Origin of the sequence: Burkholderia sp. THE68, from assembly GCF_009938265.1 — a bacterium.
Classification (GTDB): domain Bacteria; phylum Pseudomonadota; class Gammaproteobacteria; order Burkholderiales; family Burkholderiaceae; genus Caballeronia.
In genome coordinates this window covers 961,289-976,087 of record NZ_AP022315.1, presented here as the reverse complement: position 1 = coordinate 976,087, position 14,799 = coordinate 961,289, and the positions used below count along the sequence as shown (strand labels likewise).

Genomic DNA, 14,799 nt, shown 5'->3' with positions numbered 1-14,799 from the left:
TCCGATCTTGAAACGAACCCCCTACTCCGTCCTCGCGCATCGCTCGCGCACGCTGCGCATCATCGCGATGAGCATGGCGCTTGCAATGCCGTTCGCGGCGCTCCATCCCGCCCCGGCTCAGGCGCAAACGCAGAGCGCCGCGAAGCTCACCAACCAGCAGCTCGACGCGCTGACCGCACCCGTCGCGCTCTATCCCGACGCGCTGCTCGCCCAGGTGCTGATGGCGACGACGTATCCGTCGGACGTCACCGCGGCGGCCGAGTGGTCGAAGGCGAATCCGAACATCAAGGGCGACGACGCGGTGAAAGCCGTGCAGTCCGAACCGTGGGACCCGAGCGTGCAATCGCTCGTCGCGTTCCCGCAGGCGCTCGCGACGATGGCCTCCAAGATCGACTGGGTGACGCAGCTCGGCAATGCCTTCATCGCGCAACCGAGCGACGTGATGGACTCCGTCCAGCGTCTGCGGCGCGCGGCGCAAAGCGCGGGCAACCTCAAGACGACCGAGCAGCAGAAGGTCACGAGCGCGCCGGCGCCGGCGGGCAGCACGACCGCGAGCACCACGGTGATCCAGATCGAGCCGGCCAACCCGCAAGTGGTCTACGTGCCGACGTACAACCCCACGGTCGTCTACGGCACGTGGCCGTATCCGGCCTATCCGCCGGTCTACGTGCCGCCGCCGCCGGGCTATGCGATGGCATCGGCGTTCGTCGGCGGTCTCGCGTTCGGCGCGGGCGTCGCGGTCGCAAACTCGCTGTGGGGCGGTTGCGACTGGAATCGCGGCGACGTGAACGTCAACGTGAACCGCTACAACAACGTCAACGTGAACAACCGCATCAGTTCGAACACGAACAACATGCGCTGGAATCGCAACGATCCGCAGTTCAACCGGACCAATGTCGCGAACCGGCAAAACACGCTCAACAACGCGAATCGCGGCGCCAACGCCAACCAGTTTCGCGGCCGTGAGGATGCGCGCGCGCAAGCCGCGCAGACGTTGCAAAAACGCACGGGACAGAATCTCAACGAGTCGGCGAGCCAGCGCGTGCAGGGCATTCGTCAGGGCGGCGGCGAGAAAGCGCTCAACAACAGCGATCTGCGTCAGCGCTCGCAAAACGTGAATCGCGATAACGCGCTGCGCGGCGCGGGCGATGGCAACGGCGCGCGTCAGGACATGCAGCGCGGACAGGCGAGCCGGCAGTCGTTCGCCAATCAGTCACATGAGCGCGTCGGCGGCGGTGGCGGCGGCGTGCAGCGTCAAGGTGGCGGGGGTGGGGGTGGCGGATTCGGCGGCGGTGGCGGCGGAATTCAGCATCAGGGCGGTTTCGGCGGAGGTGGCGGCGGTGGCGGTCATCGCGGCGGCGGAGGCGGCGGCGGATTCCATCGCCGTTGATGATCGATACGACTTCAACGCCCAAGCGCCGCGCGAGCGGCGGACGCCAGATTCAGGAGCCCGAGATGACCCCTACCCAAGCATTCGCCTCATTGAAGAAACCAATCCTCTGCGCACTCGTCGCTGCGTCGCTTGCGCTCGGCGCTTCGTTCGCGCACGCGCAGGCCGTGTATCCGACCGCCGAAGCCGCGGCGCAGGCGCTCACCGACGCCATCGCGAGCAACGACGACACCGCGCTCACCAAGATCCTCGGCAAGGACCGTGGCCGCTACGTGCCCGAGGGCAGCATCGGCGAGGAGGATATTTATGCGTACCTCGGCGCGTGGGCGCAGCAGCATCGCATCGTCGAGGATGCGCAGCCGCTCGATGGTCGTCCGGCCGCGCATATCGAAGCGGGTACGAGCGGCTGGACGCTGCCGATTCCGCTCATCAAGGTCGCGAACGGATGGCGCTTCGACATGCGCGCCGCGCGCGACGAAGTGCTGACGCGGCGTATCGGCCGCAACGAGCGCTCGGCGATGCAGGTCGCACTCGCGATCGTCGCCGCGCAAAACGACTATCACAAGGCGATGAACCGCTACGCCGACCGCTTCGTGAGCACGGCCGGCAAGCACGACGGCCTCTACTGGAACACGGCGGAAGGCGAGCCGGAAAGCCCGCTCGGCCCGCTCGCCGCGACGATGCCCAACAAGCCGACCGACAAGGACGGCTACTACGGCTACCACTACCGCATCCTGACGGCGCAAGGTCCGCACGCGCAAGGCGGCGCGAAGAACTATCTGCAGGGCGGCCAGTTGACGCAAGGCTTCGCCATGATCGCGACGCCCGCGCGCTACGGCCAGACCGGCGTGATGACCTTCATGGTCAATCAGGACGGACAGATCTACGAGAAGGATCTCGGTCCCGCCACCACGCGCGCAGCCGCGGCGATCAAGTCGTTCAACCCGGATTCGACGTGGCAGGCGGTCCCGCAATGAGACGCGGCGACGCGCCGGGAACCTCGCAAAGGAACGTGGGATAGCGCCCGGCGGTATAATTTCGCCCTTCCCAAGGGTGCATTTGCCGAGCAAGCGCCCAGCACCATGCGCGAGCGCCGCGCACCGCCGCCGCCCAGAGCGGCGGGCACGGCGTCGGCTTCACGCCCTCGCGCGCCCTCGCCCATCCTCGATCCGATCCGATTCGCCATGACTGCCCAACTCATCGACGGCAACGCCCTTTCCAAGACCCTTCGCGCCGATGTCGCCCAACGCGCCGCCGCGCTCACCGCCCGTGGACACAAGCCGGGACTCGCCGTCGTGCTCGTCGGCGACAATCCCGCGAGCGAAGTCTACGTGCGCAACAAGGTCAAGGCTTGCCACGACAACGGCCTGCACTCGGTGATGGACCGCTTTCCCGCGACGCTCGCCGAAAACGAGCTGCTCGCGCATATCGCGAAGCTCAACGCCGATCCTTCGATCCACGGCATTCTCGTGCAACTGCCGCTGCCCGCGCACATCGACAGCCACAAGGTGATCGAGGCGATCGCGCCGGAAAAGGACGTCGACGGCTTTCACATCGCCAACGCGGGCGCGCTGCTGACCGGCAAGCCGCTCTTTCGCCCGTGCACGCCCTACGGCGTGATGAAGATGTTCGAGGCGCACGATATCGACCTGAAGGGCGCGAACGCGGTGGTGATCGGGCGTTCGAACATCGTCGGCAAGCCGATGGCGCTCCTCCTGCTCGAAGCGGGCGCGACCGTCACGATCTGCCACAGCAAGACGCGCGATATCGGCAAGCACACGCGCGACGCCGATGTGATCGTCGCGGCGGTCGGCCGCCGTAATATCGTCACCGCCGACATGGTGAAGCCCGGCGCGACCGTGATCGACGTCGGCATGAACCGCAACGACGAAGGCAAGCTGTGCGGCGACGTCGATTTCTCGGGCGTCAAGGAAGTGGCCGGCTACATCACGCCGGTGCCGGGCGGCGTCGGCCCGATGACCATCACGATGCTGCTCGTCAACACGATCGAGGCAGCCGAGCGAGCGGCGCAGGCGTGACAATCGGCGCGGGGCGGCATTCATCGGCCCCTTAAAAACAATCGGTTGGAATTTGCCCCGCCCGCCCCAATAATCTCGGAGAGAGCCGGCGCGGGGCGCCGTTGTGCGACACGCCCCGCCCGCGCTTCACCCAACACCAGCACGGGAGAATCATGAGCGAAACCACGTCCACCCCGGCAGCGGCCAATCCGCTGCTCGATTTTTCCGATCTTCCGCGCTTCGGCGAGATTCAGCCCGCGCATGTCACCCCGGCGCTCGACGTGCTGCTCGCCGACGCGAAAGCCGCCGTCGACCGCGCGAGCGCGCCCGACACCCCTGCGACCTGGAAGGACGTCGTCGAAGCGGTCGAGCAGGAATCGGAAAAACTGTCACGCGCGTGGGGCGTCATCGGCCATCTGAACGCCGTTGCCGATACCCCCGAATTGCGCGCCGCGCACGCCGAAAACCTGCCGCGCGTCACCGAATTTTCCGCGAGCGTCGGCCAGAATCTCGCGCTCTACGAAAAGTACAAGGCGATCGCCGCCGGCACCGAGTTCGCCGGTTTGTCGGCAGAGCGCAAGAAGATTCTGGAGAATTCGCTGCGCGATTTCCGCTTGTCGGGCGCTGAATTGCCCGAAGATCGCAAACCGCGTTTCGCGCAGTTGCAGGAAGAACAGGCCGCGCTCGCGAAAGCGTTTTCCGATCACGTGCTCGATTCGACGAACGCCTACGCGTACCTCGTCACGCAGGAAAGCGACCTCGCCGGCCTGCCCGATGACGTGATCGAAGCGGCGCGCGAAGCCGCGCAACGCGACGCCAAGGAAGGCTGGAAATTCACGCTGCATTTCCCGTCGTATTTCCCGGTGCTGCAATACGCCTCGCATCGGCCGATGCGTGAGGCCATGTATCGCGCGTACGCCACGCGTGCGTCGGAACTCGGCGGCACGTACGGCGGCGGCAAGGCCGAATGGGACAACACGGCGAATGTCGTCGAAAACCTGAAGCTGCGTGATGAGGAAGCGAAGACGCTCGGCTATCAGAACTTCGCGGAAGTATCGCTCGCGCCGAAGATGGCCGAATCGCCCGCGCAAGTGATCGCGTTCCTCGAAGACCTCGCCAAGCGCGCCCGCCCCTACGCCGAAAACGACTGGATGGAACTGCGCGCGTTCGCCGCCACCGAACTCGGCATGCCCGAGCTGCAACCGTGGGACATCGCGTATGCGGCCGAAAAGCTGCGTCAGAAGCGCTATTCGTTCTCCGAGAACGAAGTGAAGCAATACTTCCCGCAGGAAGCCGTGCTGAAGGGCCTGTTCAAGGTCACGGAAACGCTCTTCAATGTGTCGATCCGTCGCGACGAAGCCGCCGTATGGAATCCGGATGTGCGTTTCTTCCGCGTCGAGAACAAGGACGGCACGCTCGTCGCGCAGTTCTATCTGGATCTGTACACGCGCGAAGGCAAGCGCGGCGGCGCGTGGATGGACGACGCGCGCTCGCGTCACAAGCGCACGCAAGGCGGCGTGCAGACGCCGGTCGCTTATCTCACCTGCAATTTTTCGGCGCCGGTGGGCGGCAAACCCGCGTGCTTCACGCACGATGAGGTCATCACGCTGTTCCACGAGTTCGGGCATGGTCTGCACCACATGCTGACGCGCATCGACGAGCTGGGCGTGTCGGGCATCAACGGCGTCGAGTGGGATGCGGTCGAACTGCCGTCGCAGTTCATGGAGAACTTCTGCTGGGAGTGGGACGTGCTCACCGACATGTCCGCGCACGTCGAGACTGGCGCGCCGCTGCCGCGCGAGCTGTTCGACAAGATGCTCGCCGCGAAGAACTTCCAAAGCGGTCTCGGCACGCTGCGCCAGATCGTCTTCTCGATGTTCGACATGGTGCTGCACACGTCCTACGACGCGGCCAACGCGACGAAAACCGTGAACGACCTCGCGCGCGAAATCAACGAGAAGTTCCATGTGATTCCGCAGGCGCCGTTCTCGCGCTGGCCGAACACGTTCAGCCATATCTTCGCGGGCGGCTACGCGGCGGGCTACTACAGCTACAAGTGGGCCGAAGTCCTTTCCGCCGATGCGTACGCCGCGTTCGAGGAAGCCGCGAAACTCGCGAACGGCTCGGTGCTCGATGCGACGACGGGCACGCGCTATCGCCGCGAGATTCTCGAGGTCGGCGGCAGCCGCCCCGCGATGGACTCGTTCAAGGCGTTCCGTGGCCGCGAGCCGAACATCGACGCGCTGTTGCGTCACAACGGCATGTCCGAGCCGGCGCTGCAATAAGCCGCTCGCACGAACAACCCCGGTCCGCAAAAGACCGGGGTTTTTTATCGCCTGTCGATTCTGAAGTCCACTTCCGATGGCCGCCCTTCCAGCGTCAGCGTCGCTCGCACCGCAGGACTGCGGCTCACGACTTTGCCGCGCCGAACCACAGCCGTGCGCGCCGCGCGCAGGCGGATCGCTTCGACAGGATCGCGCGCGTCGAGCACGACGCAATCCGCGTTGCATCCCACTTCGATGCCGTAGCCATCCAGTCCGAGAATGCGCGCGGGATTCTTCGTCACCGCGTCGAAGCAGGCGCGCATCGCGTCCACGCCGGTCATCTGCGCGACGTGCAGGCCCATGTGCGCGACTTCGAGCATGTCGCCGGAACCGAGGCTGTACCACGGGTCCATCACGCAATCGTGGCCGAACGCGACCGTGATGCCCGCCGCCATCAGCTCCGGCACGCGCGTCATGCCTCGTCGCTTCGGATAGGTATCCGATCGGCCTTGCAGCGTGATGTTGATGAGCGGATTCGCGATCGCCGCGACGCCCGCCTCGCGCATCAATGGAATGAGCTTGCTGACGTAGTAATTGTCCATCGAATGCATCGACGTGAGATGCGAGCCGGTCACGCGCCCGTGCAGGCCGAGCCGATGCGTTTCGGCGGCGAGCGTTTCGATGTGGCGCGACATCGGGTCGTCGGATTCGTCGCAGTGCATGTCCACGCGCAGGCCCTGCTCCGCCGCGTATTCGCACAGCAGTTTCACCGACGCCGCGCCGTCGGCCATCGTGCGCTCGAAGTGCGGAATGCCGCCGACGACGTCGACGCCCATCGCGATCGCGCGCTTCAGGTTGTCGAACGCGCCCGCGCTGCGCAACACGCCGTCCTGCGGAAAGGCGACGAGTTGCAGATCGAGATAAGGCTTCACGCGCCGCTTCACTTCGACGAGCGCCTCGACGGCGAGCAGACGCGGATCGCAGACATCGACGTGCGAACGGATCGCGAGCAGCCCGCGCGCGACGGCCCAGTCGCAATACTGCAACGCGCGCTCGACGAGCGCTTCCTGCGTGAGGTCGGGCTTCAGCTCGCCCCACAGCGCGATACCTTCGAGCAGCGTGCCCGATGCGTTCACGCGCGGCAGGCCGTAGGAAAGCGTCGCGTCCATATGAAAGTGCGCATCGACGAAGGGCGCGGTGACGAGCGCGCCGTTCGCGTCGATTTCCTCGCGCGCGGTGGCGGCGAGCTGCGGTTCGATCGCGGCGATGCGCCCCGCTTCCATGCCGATATCGACGAGCTCGCGCGCATCCGCAAGCGCCGCGCGGCGAATGATCAAATCCATGTGCGAAGCCTCCGTCCGATGTGTTCGTTCGATGTGTTCGTACGATTGTATCGGGACAGAAAAGCCGTGCGGCGTTCGATTCACCCGGTCACGCGATTGCGACCGATGATCGCGAAACTGAGCGGCAGCGAACCGCGTGGCATCGCGCGTTCGGTTGTTGGCGCGAGCGGCGCGCGATGCGAACGGTCACCGGGCTTCGGCGCCACGAGCAGCGTCGCACCCTTGAGCGCCATCATCCGTACGCTCTCGACCACGTCGTTGTCCTCGCCGATCAGAATGTGCACGCGCGCGCCGCCGGGCGAGCAGATCGCGTAGCGCTCGTAGCGGCGGCCGTCGTCCATGCGCCCGATCCAGCCGACGCCCGCCGCAACGCCGGTCTGCTCGACGGCGGCGGCGATGGCGTCGTCCTCCGGCGCACCGATGCCCGCTTGCGGAAACAACGCCAGTTGCACGCCTTCTCGCGCCGCTTCGGCGAGCTTGCCGATGATGCGTGTGCGATTGCACGCGACGTCATCAGACTGCGATTCAGGCGCAATCACGGCGATACGAAACGAACTGGCATCCATGCGAGGCTCCGGCAAGAACTGAGGGATAGCCTCATTGAAACGCCCGCGCATCGATAAGTAAAATGAATGTTTCGATCGATTCGATCGCCAAATGGAATCGAATATCTGATGGAACTCCGACTTTTGCGCGCCTTCCTCACGATCGCCGATCTGCGCCATTTCGGCCGCGCTTCCGAAGCGCTGCATCTGAGTCAGCCCGCGCTCAGCAAGCAGCTCGCCGCGCTCGAAGCGAGCCTCGGCGCGCGTTTGTTCGAGCGCGGCCGTCACGGCGCGGACCTGACGACGTTCGGCGCGGGCTTCCTCGCCGATGCGCAAACACTCGTGCGCGACGCCGACGCCGTGCTTGCCCGCGCGCGCGAGGCCGCGAGCGGCACGCGCGGATTTCTGCGGGTCGGCCTGTGTCTGTCGACGCTCACGCATGTGCCGAAGCTGATCGCCGAGTTCCGCGCGCTCAATCCGGGCGTGAGCATCACGCTGCACGATCTTTCATCGCATGAGCAGACACGCCGCATCCTCGCCAACAAGCTCGACGTAGGATTCATGCGTATGCCCGCCGGCGCCGGGCTTGCGGGCTTCACCGTGCTCGATGAAACGCTCGCGCTCGCCGTGCCCGAGCATACGCGCTACAAGCGCTTGCCCGCCGATCTCGATGAACTGAACGAGCCGGGTTTCATCGCGCTGTCGCGCACGCGCGGGCCGGGCCTCGCCGCGCAGATCGACCGCTGGTGCGCCGGGCACGGCTTCGTGCCGCGCGTGATTCAGGAGGCGGACGATATCCAGTCCGTGCTGGCGTCGGTGGCGGGCGGCGTGGGCGCGGCGTTTTTGCCATCGCGCGCGCAATATCTGCTGCGCGATGCGCGCGTGTTGACCCTGCGCGATCAGGCCGCGCGATGGCGGGTCGGGCTTGCGTGGCAAGCCGAACGCGACGATACCGTGACGCATCGCTTCGTCGCGTTCATGAAAGCGCGCGTGAAGGAACTGAAGGCGCGCTACGCTCGACGGTTGAGCTTCGCGAGCAGCATCGCTTTCACGCCGGGCCATTCGTCGTCGATGATCGAGAAGCGTACCGAATTGCGCTTGCGGCCATCGGGCATGATGCGCTCGTGCCGCACGATGCCCTCCTGTTTCGCGCCGATGCCGACGATTGCCGCGCGCGATTTCTCGTTGAGTTCGTCGGTGGTGAATTGCACGCGCACGCAGTGCATCGCTTCGAACGCGTGCGTCAGGAGCAAAACCTTCGCTTCCGTGTTGATGCCCGTGCGCTGCGTCGATGCAGCGAGCCACGTATGACCGATTTCGAGCTTGCGGTTCGCGCGATCGATCTTCCAGTAGCGCGTGCTTCCGACGACACGACCATCGCCGGATCGGACGATCACGAACGGCATCACCGTGCCTGCATCGCAGCCGGCGAACGCCGTATCGATATAACGGTCGATGGTGTCTTCGTTCGGGACGACCGTCACGCTGAGGTTCCAGAGCTCGCCATCGGCGGCGGCGTCGAGCAAGGCGGCGCGGTCATCGCGTTGCAGCGGGCGAAGCGTTACGTGCTCGCCTTTCAGAGTTGGCTGGCTCATTGGTTGTCGACAGGGTTTGTCGTGAGACGACATCTTAATTCGATGCGCCGGGCCTGCGAAGGCAACCGATGCGCAGGATCGCGCACCGTCGCTTATAGGTATCATGCTGGATCGAAGTCAAAAGCAGCTGCCGCTCGTCAGCCCGCCGCCGACATCAAACCAACACCTTGTCCAAGCAATGAAAATCGCCACCTGGAACGTCAACTCCCTCAAAGTCCGCCAGCAGCACGTCATCGACTGGCTCGCGCTCTCGGGCATCGACGTGCTGTGTCTTCAGGAACTCAAGCTCCCCGACGAGAAATTCCCGCGCGCCGAACTCGAAGCCGCCGGCTACAAAAGCTGGTTCGCCGGACAGAAGACGTATAACGGCGTCGGCATTCTGGTGCGCGCCGATGCCGGCTTCGAGGTCGATGAAATCAGCGTCGTGCGCAACATCCCCGGATTCGAGGACCTGCAGCAACGCGTGATCGCCGCGACGATCGACGGCGTGCGGATCATCTCCGCCTACTTCCCGAACGGACAGGCGCCCGGCTCCGAGAAGTTCGCCTACAAGATGCGCTGGCTGGATGCGCTGCGCGAATGGCTGCGCGAGGACATGGCGCGTCACCCGCAACTCGCGCTGCTGGGCGATTACAACATCGCGCCGGAAGACCGTGACGTGCACGATCCGAAGGCCTGGGAAGGACAGAATCTCGTCTCGCCCGAAGAGCGCGCGCACTTCGCGCAACTCGTCGAACTCGGCCTGACCGACGCCTTTCGCAAGTTCGAACAGCCCGAGAAGCTCTTTACGTGGTGGGACTATCGAATGCTGGCGTTTCGCCGCAACGCGGGGCTGCGCATCGATCACATTCTGCTGTCGGAGCAACTGGCGGCGCGCTGCTCGTCGTGCGAAGTCGACAGGGTGCCGCGCAAGTGGGATCAACCGTCGGACCACGCACCCGTGATCGCGACGATCGACTGATCCCAATTCGAACGACGATCACGCGTCGAGATGCAGCTCCTGAATCTTGCGCGTGATCGTGTTGCGGCCGATACCCAGCCGCTCCGCCGCTTCCACCTTGCGCCCGCGCGTGAAGTCGAGCGCCTCGCGAATCACCGCCGCTTCGAAACGGCGCGCGAGCTCGTCCATCACATCGGCCGAATTCTCGCGCAACAGACGCGCGACTTCCGTGCGCAAGCCGTTTTCCCACACGCCCGCCGGCGAGCTTGCAAGCGGCGCAACAGCGGCGCCGTTGGTGACCGCTGGCGTCGGCGCGACCGAGCCATCGGTCGACACCGCGATGCTCTCCGCCGCGTATTCCTGGCGCGGCGTGAGATCGGGCGGCAGGTCCTTCTGCTCGATCACCTGCGCGGGCGCCATCACGGTAAGCCAGTTGCACAGGTTCTCCAGCTGACGCACATTGCCCGGAAACGGCAGCGACGCAAGATACGCCAGCGCGCTGTCGGACACGCGCTTGGGCTCGACGCCCAGATCGCGCGCGCTCTTCTGCAGGAAATGACGCGTCAGCAGCGGGATATCTTCGCTACGCTCGCGCAACGCCGGCAAGCGCAGGCGAATCACATTCAGGCGGTGATACAAGTCCTCGCGGAACAGCCCCTGCCGCACGCGCGATTCGAGATTCTGATGCGTCGCCGCAATCACGCGCACGTTCGCCTTCAGCGGATTGTGCCCGCCCACGCGATAGAACTGCCCGTCCGACAGCACGCGCAGCAGGCGCGTCTGCAAATCGAACGGCATGTCCCCGATTTCATCGAGAAAGAGCGTGCCGTTCTCGGCCTGCTCGAAGCGGCCCTGGCGCATCGCCTGCGCGCCGGTGAACGCGCCGCGCTCGTGGCCGAACAGTTCGGACTCCAGCAGATCCTTCGGAATCGCCGCCGTGTTCAGCGCGATGAACGGTCCGTTCGCGCGTGGGCTATGTCGGTGCAAGGCGCGCGCGACAAGCTCCTTTCCGGTGCCTGATTCGCCCGTGATGAGCACGGTCGCAGCCGAATGCGACAGGCGGCCGATCGCGCGGAACATGTCCTGCATCGCGGGCGCCTGCCCGAGCATCTCGGGCGTCTCGGTCACGCGCTCGTCGACCGCCGCTTCGCCGCGCATGCTTTCGTCGACGGCGCGGCGGATCAGCTCGACCGCCTTGTCGACGTCGAACGGCTTGGCGAGGTACTCGAACGCGCCGCCCTGGAACGCGGCGACCGCGCTGTCCAGATCCGAGAACGCCGTCATGATGATGACGGGCAAGCCCGGCAGGCGGTCGCGCACGGTCTGCAGCAGTTCGAGCCCGGAGCCGCCCGGCATGCGGATATCGGAGACGAGCACTTGCGGGCTTTCGCCTTCGAGCGCGGCAAGCGCGTCGCGCACGCCGGAGAAGCTGCGCGTGGTGAAGTTTTCTCGTGCGAGCGCCTTTTCCAGCACCCAGCGGATGGATTGGTCGTCGTCTACTATCCAGATCGGCTTCATATCGTTCGGCGAGAAGTCTTCGTATGGTTCGGTGTGAGCCCGTCGAAACGGTCAGGCTTCGAAGCCCGATGTGTCACATGCTTGTCGTGACGTCGCTGGTCGATCGTGATCAATTCTCAAACGGCAACAAAATGGCGAATTCGGTGCAGCCCGGCTTGCTCTCCACTTCGATCAGTCCATCGTGCTGATGCACGAACGATTGCGCGAGCGTGAGACCGAGACCGCTGCCGTCTTCCCGGCCCGACACGAGCGGAAAGAAGATCCGGTCGCGGATCTCGCTGGGGATGCCAGGACCGTTGTCAGTGATATGCAAGTCCAATGCCAGTTTGTGCAGCTTTTTGCCAATCGTCACCTTGCGCGCGATGCGCGTGCGCAGTTCGATCTTGGCATCGCCTTGTGAAATGCGTTCCTTCAGCGCTTCGGCCGCGTTGCGCACGATGTTCAGCAACGCCTGGATCAACTGCTCCTTGTCGCCGCGCAAATCGGGCACGCTGACGTCGTAGTCGCGCTCGATCGTGAGGCCGCGCGGAAACTCCGCGAGGATCACCGCGCGCACGCGTTCGCACACTTCGTGGATGTTCACATCGCCGACGATATGCGGATGCCGGTGCGGCTCCAGCAATCTGTCGACGAGCGTTTGCAGGCGGTCCGATTCCTTGATGATGACCTGCGTGTACTCGCGCAACTCGTCGCGTTCACGCGCGCCCAGCTCGAATTCGAGCAGTTGCGCCGCGCCGCGAATGCCGCCGAGCGGATTCTTGATTTCGTGCGCGAGATTGCGGATCAGTTGCTTGTTGACCGCGGTGAGATCGTGGAGGCGCTCTTCGCGATCGGTGCGCAGATGGCGCTCGTTCTCGAACAGTTCGAGCAGGACATAGTCGGGCGCCGCTTCCAGATAACCGACGATCGCATGCACATGCACCGGTTCGCGCGTCTGACGTTCGAGCACCGCGTCGAGGCGCGTCGCGTTGAAGCGGTTCTCCGCGATCGATGCGATCGTTGTCGCCATCTCGTCCGCGTTGGCGAACAGATCCGGCCAGTTCATCTGCGTCAATTGCTTGCGCGACATCTCCAGCATCGATTCCGCCGAAGGGTTCGCGTAGGCAATCCTCAGGTGGCGCATGTCGAGCACGAGGACGACCGTGGGCAGTGCTTCGAGTCCCGGCAGCAGACCGGTCGTCGAGAGGTGCGAGTCGTCGGAGAGCGCGTCGGCGTGGCCTTTGCGTGCCTTGATGAGGTTCTTTAGCACTATCGAGCAATGGTTGAGGTCGTTCGTGACACCGATCTTCTTGTCGATCTATGACATTGCGGCGATTAAAAAAGGGACGGCGCGCCGTCCCTTTTCTTCACTGCATCGCATGCGTCGCGCGCTTCATCGGACTACTTTCGACGATACGCGCTTCGATCATGCCGCTTACAGCGAGTAGTACATCTCGAACTCGATCGGATGCACCGCCTGACGATAACGTTGCAGCTCGTTCGTCTTCAGTTCGATGTAGGCGTCGAGCATCGAATCCGTGAACACGCCGCCGCGCGTCAGGAACTCGCGATCCGCGTCGAGCGCGTCGAGTGCCTGGTCGAGGCCCGCGCACACGGTCGGGATCTTCTTGTCTTCTTCCGGCGGCAGGTCGTACAGATTCTTGTCCGCGGCTTCGCCCGGATGAATCTTGTTCTGCACGCCATCGAGACCCGCCATCATCAGTGCCGAGAAGCACAGGTACGGATTCGCGAGCGGATCCGGGAAGCGCGTTTCGATACGGCGGCCCTTCGGGTTGCTCACGTGCGGAATACGGATCGATGCCGAACGGTTGCGAGCCGAGTAAGCCAGCTTCACGGGCGCTTCGAAGTGCGGCACGAGACGCTTGTACGAGTTCGTACCCGGGTTCGTGATCGCGTTCAGCGCGCGCGCGTGCTTGATGATCCCGCCGATGTAGAACAGCGCGAATTCCGACAGGCCAGCGTAGCCATTGCCCGCGAACAGGTTCTGACCGTCCTTCCAGATCGACTGGTGAACGTGCATGCCCGAGCCGTTGTCGCCGACGATCGGCTTCGGCATGAAGGTCGCCGTCTTGCCGTACGTGTGCGCGACGTTATGGATGATGTACTTCATCTGCTGCAGCCAGTCCGCGCGCTGCACCAGCGTCGAGAACTTGGTGCCGATTTCGTTCTGGCCCTGGCCCGCCACTTCGTGGTGGTGCACTTCGACCGGAATGCCGATCTGTTCGAGCAGCAGACACATTTCCGAGCGGATGTCCTGGAACGTGTCGACAGGAGCTACCGGGAAGTAGCCGCCCTTCGTGCCCGGACGGTGACCCGTGTTGCCGCCTTCGAATTCCTTCGCCGACGACCACGGCGCTTCTTCCGAGCCGATCTTCACGAACGTGCCCGACTGGTCCGTGTTCCACTGCACCGAGTCGAAAATGAAGAATTCCGGCTCCGGACCGAAGAAGGCGGTGTCGCCCAGGCCCGAGCTCTTGAGATAGGCTTCCGCGCGGCGCGCGAGCGAACGCGGGTCGCGCTCGTAGCCCTTGCCGTCGGCGGGCTCGACCACGTCGCAGGTCAGGACGAGCGTCGACTCTTCATAGAACGGGTCGATGAACGCGGTATCCGCATCCGGCACGAGCAGCATGTCCGACGCTTCGATGCCCTTCCAGCCGGCGATGGACGAACCGTCGAAAGCGTGGCCGCTTTCAAATTTGTCTTCGTCGAATGCCGAGACCGGCACGGATACGTGTTGTTCTTTGCCGCGCGTGTCGGTGAAGCGGAAGTCGACGAACTTGACGTCCTCGTCCTTGACGAGTTGCATGACGTCGGCCACGGATTTACTCATTACCTATCTCCTGATTAACAAAAGTCGGCGAATCGCTTCGCCGCCCCGACCAATCCTGTACATCGATTCAATCGAGGATCGAAAAGCAGCTTCCGTGCCAAGCGCACCAACTTTGCGCTAAGCGCTTGAAGCAGCGCGCGTTTTGTGTGACACCATTTCGCGTTGCCGGGCGGTCGATCGTTTGTCGTCCGCCTGAGGCGCACTCATATGGTGCGCGTCGGTTTATGCAGTCTTACTAAAGCACCATTAAAGTGCGTTGCACCAGTAACGCGCATTTGTCGTCTGAGCGGACGCCCATTCGATCGCCTGACGCGCCACGCTAGAATGATTCTTTGCGCTTAACGGAGGCCGACACA

General features: G+C 64.3%; 11 protein-coding genes and 1 pseudogene. 6 read left to right on the top strand and 6 right to left on the bottom strand.

Going from position 1 to position 14,799, the window contains the following annotated elements:
* Positions 1-85: 85 nt before the first annotated feature.
* The 4 genes from BTHE68_RS37145 to BTHE68_RS04580 all read left to right on the top strand — a co-directional run bounded on the left by BTHE68_RS37145 (position 86) and on the right by BTHE68_RS04580 (position 5,693).
* Positions 86-1,390 carry a DUF3300 domain-containing protein gene (locus BTHE68_RS37145; protein WP_286202783.1) on the top strand — a complete coding sequence of 435 codons (1,305 nt, stop codon included), beginning with the start codon at positions 86-88 and terminating at the stop codon, positions 1,388-1,390.
* A gap of 65 nt (positions 1,391-1,455) precedes the next feature.
* Complete coding sequence (locus tag BTHE68_RS04590) at positions 1,456-2,367, top strand: DUF2950 domain-containing protein (protein ID WP_232077905.1); 912 nt, start codon at positions 1,456-1,458, stop codon at positions 2,365-2,367.
* A 207-nt stretch (positions 2,368-2,574) separates the two neighbouring features.
* Positions 2,575-3,429: a bifunctional methylenetetrahydrofolate dehydrogenase/methenyltetrahydrofolate cyclohydrolase FolD gene (folD, locus tag BTHE68_RS04585; RefSeq protein WP_162065329.1), complete on the top strand. Its 855-nt coding sequence runs from the start codon at positions 2,575-2,577 to the stop codon at positions 3,427-3,429.
* Between the two features lie 152 nt (positions 3,430-3,581).
* Complete coding sequence (locus BTHE68_RS04580; protein WP_162065328.1) at positions 3,582-5,693, top strand: M3 family metallopeptidase; 2,112 nt, start codon at positions 3,582-3,584, stop codon at positions 5,691-5,693.
* 44 nt (positions 5,694-5,737) lie between these two features.
* Here the strand turns inward: BTHE68_RS04580 and BTHE68_RS04575 are convergent, their stop codons facing one another.
* Both BTHE68_RS04575 and BTHE68_RS04570 read right to left on the bottom strand, forming a co-directional pair.
* Positions 5,738-7,015, bottom strand: a complete 1,278-nt coding sequence (locus BTHE68_RS04575; protein ID WP_162065327.1) for an amidohydrolase family protein — start codon at positions 7,013-7,015, stop codon at positions 5,738-5,740.
* A gap of 80 nt (positions 7,016-7,095) precedes the next feature.
* Positions 7,096-7,581 (bottom strand): carbon-nitrogen hydrolase family protein, encoded by a 486-nt coding sequence (locus tag BTHE68_RS04570; protein ID WP_162065326.1) that lies wholly within the window; start codon positions 7,579-7,581, stop codon positions 7,096-7,098.
* Between the two features lie 108 nt (positions 7,582-7,689).
* On the opposite strand from BTHE68_RS04570, the pseudogene BTHE68_RS04565 reads away from it, so the two are divergent.
* Positions 7,690-8,568 (top strand): annotated as a pseudogene (locus tag BTHE68_RS04565) (LysR family transcriptional regulator); the annotation flags it as partial.
* Positions 8,569-8,570: 2 nt separating this feature from the next.
* Here BTHE68_RS04565 and BTHE68_RS04560 read toward each other — a convergent pair.
* On the bottom strand, positions 8,571-9,155 hold the full coding sequence (locus BTHE68_RS04560; protein ID WP_162065325.1) for a GNAT family N-acetyltransferase: 585 nt from the start codon (positions 9,153-9,155) through the stop codon (positions 8,571-8,573).
* A gap of 178 nt (positions 9,156-9,333) precedes the next feature.
* Here BTHE68_RS04560 and xth point away from each other — a divergent pair, with 178 nt between their 5' ends.
* On the top strand, positions 9,334-10,116 hold the full coding sequence (gene xth / locus BTHE68_RS04555) for an exodeoxyribonuclease III (RefSeq protein WP_162065324.1): 783 nt from the start codon (positions 9,334-9,336) through the stop codon (positions 10,114-10,116).
* Positions 10,117-10,134: 18 nt separating this feature from the next.
* Here xth and ntrC read toward each other — a convergent pair whose 3' ends face one another.
* The 3 genes from ntrC to glnA form a co-directional block, all read right to left on the bottom strand.
* Positions 10,135-11,613 (bottom strand): nitrogen regulation protein NR(I), encoded by a 1,479-nt coding sequence (gene ntrC / locus BTHE68_RS04550; RefSeq protein ID WP_162065323.1) that lies wholly within the window; start codon positions 11,611-11,613, stop codon positions 10,135-10,137.
* Positions 11,614-11,722: 109 nt separating this feature from the next.
* A complete protein-coding gene (glnL, locus tag BTHE68_RS04545; protein ID WP_162066788.1) occupies positions 11,723-12,865 on the bottom strand; it encodes a nitrogen regulation protein NR(II) in 1,143 nt (380 codons plus the stop codon).
* Between the two features lie 162 nt (positions 12,866-13,027).
* On the bottom strand, positions 13,028-14,443 hold the full coding sequence (gene glnA / locus BTHE68_RS04540) for a type I glutamate--ammonia ligase (RefSeq protein WP_061119874.1): 1,416 nt from the start codon (positions 14,441-14,443) through the stop codon (positions 13,028-13,030).
* Between the last annotated feature and the right edge of the window lie 356 nt (positions 14,444-14,799).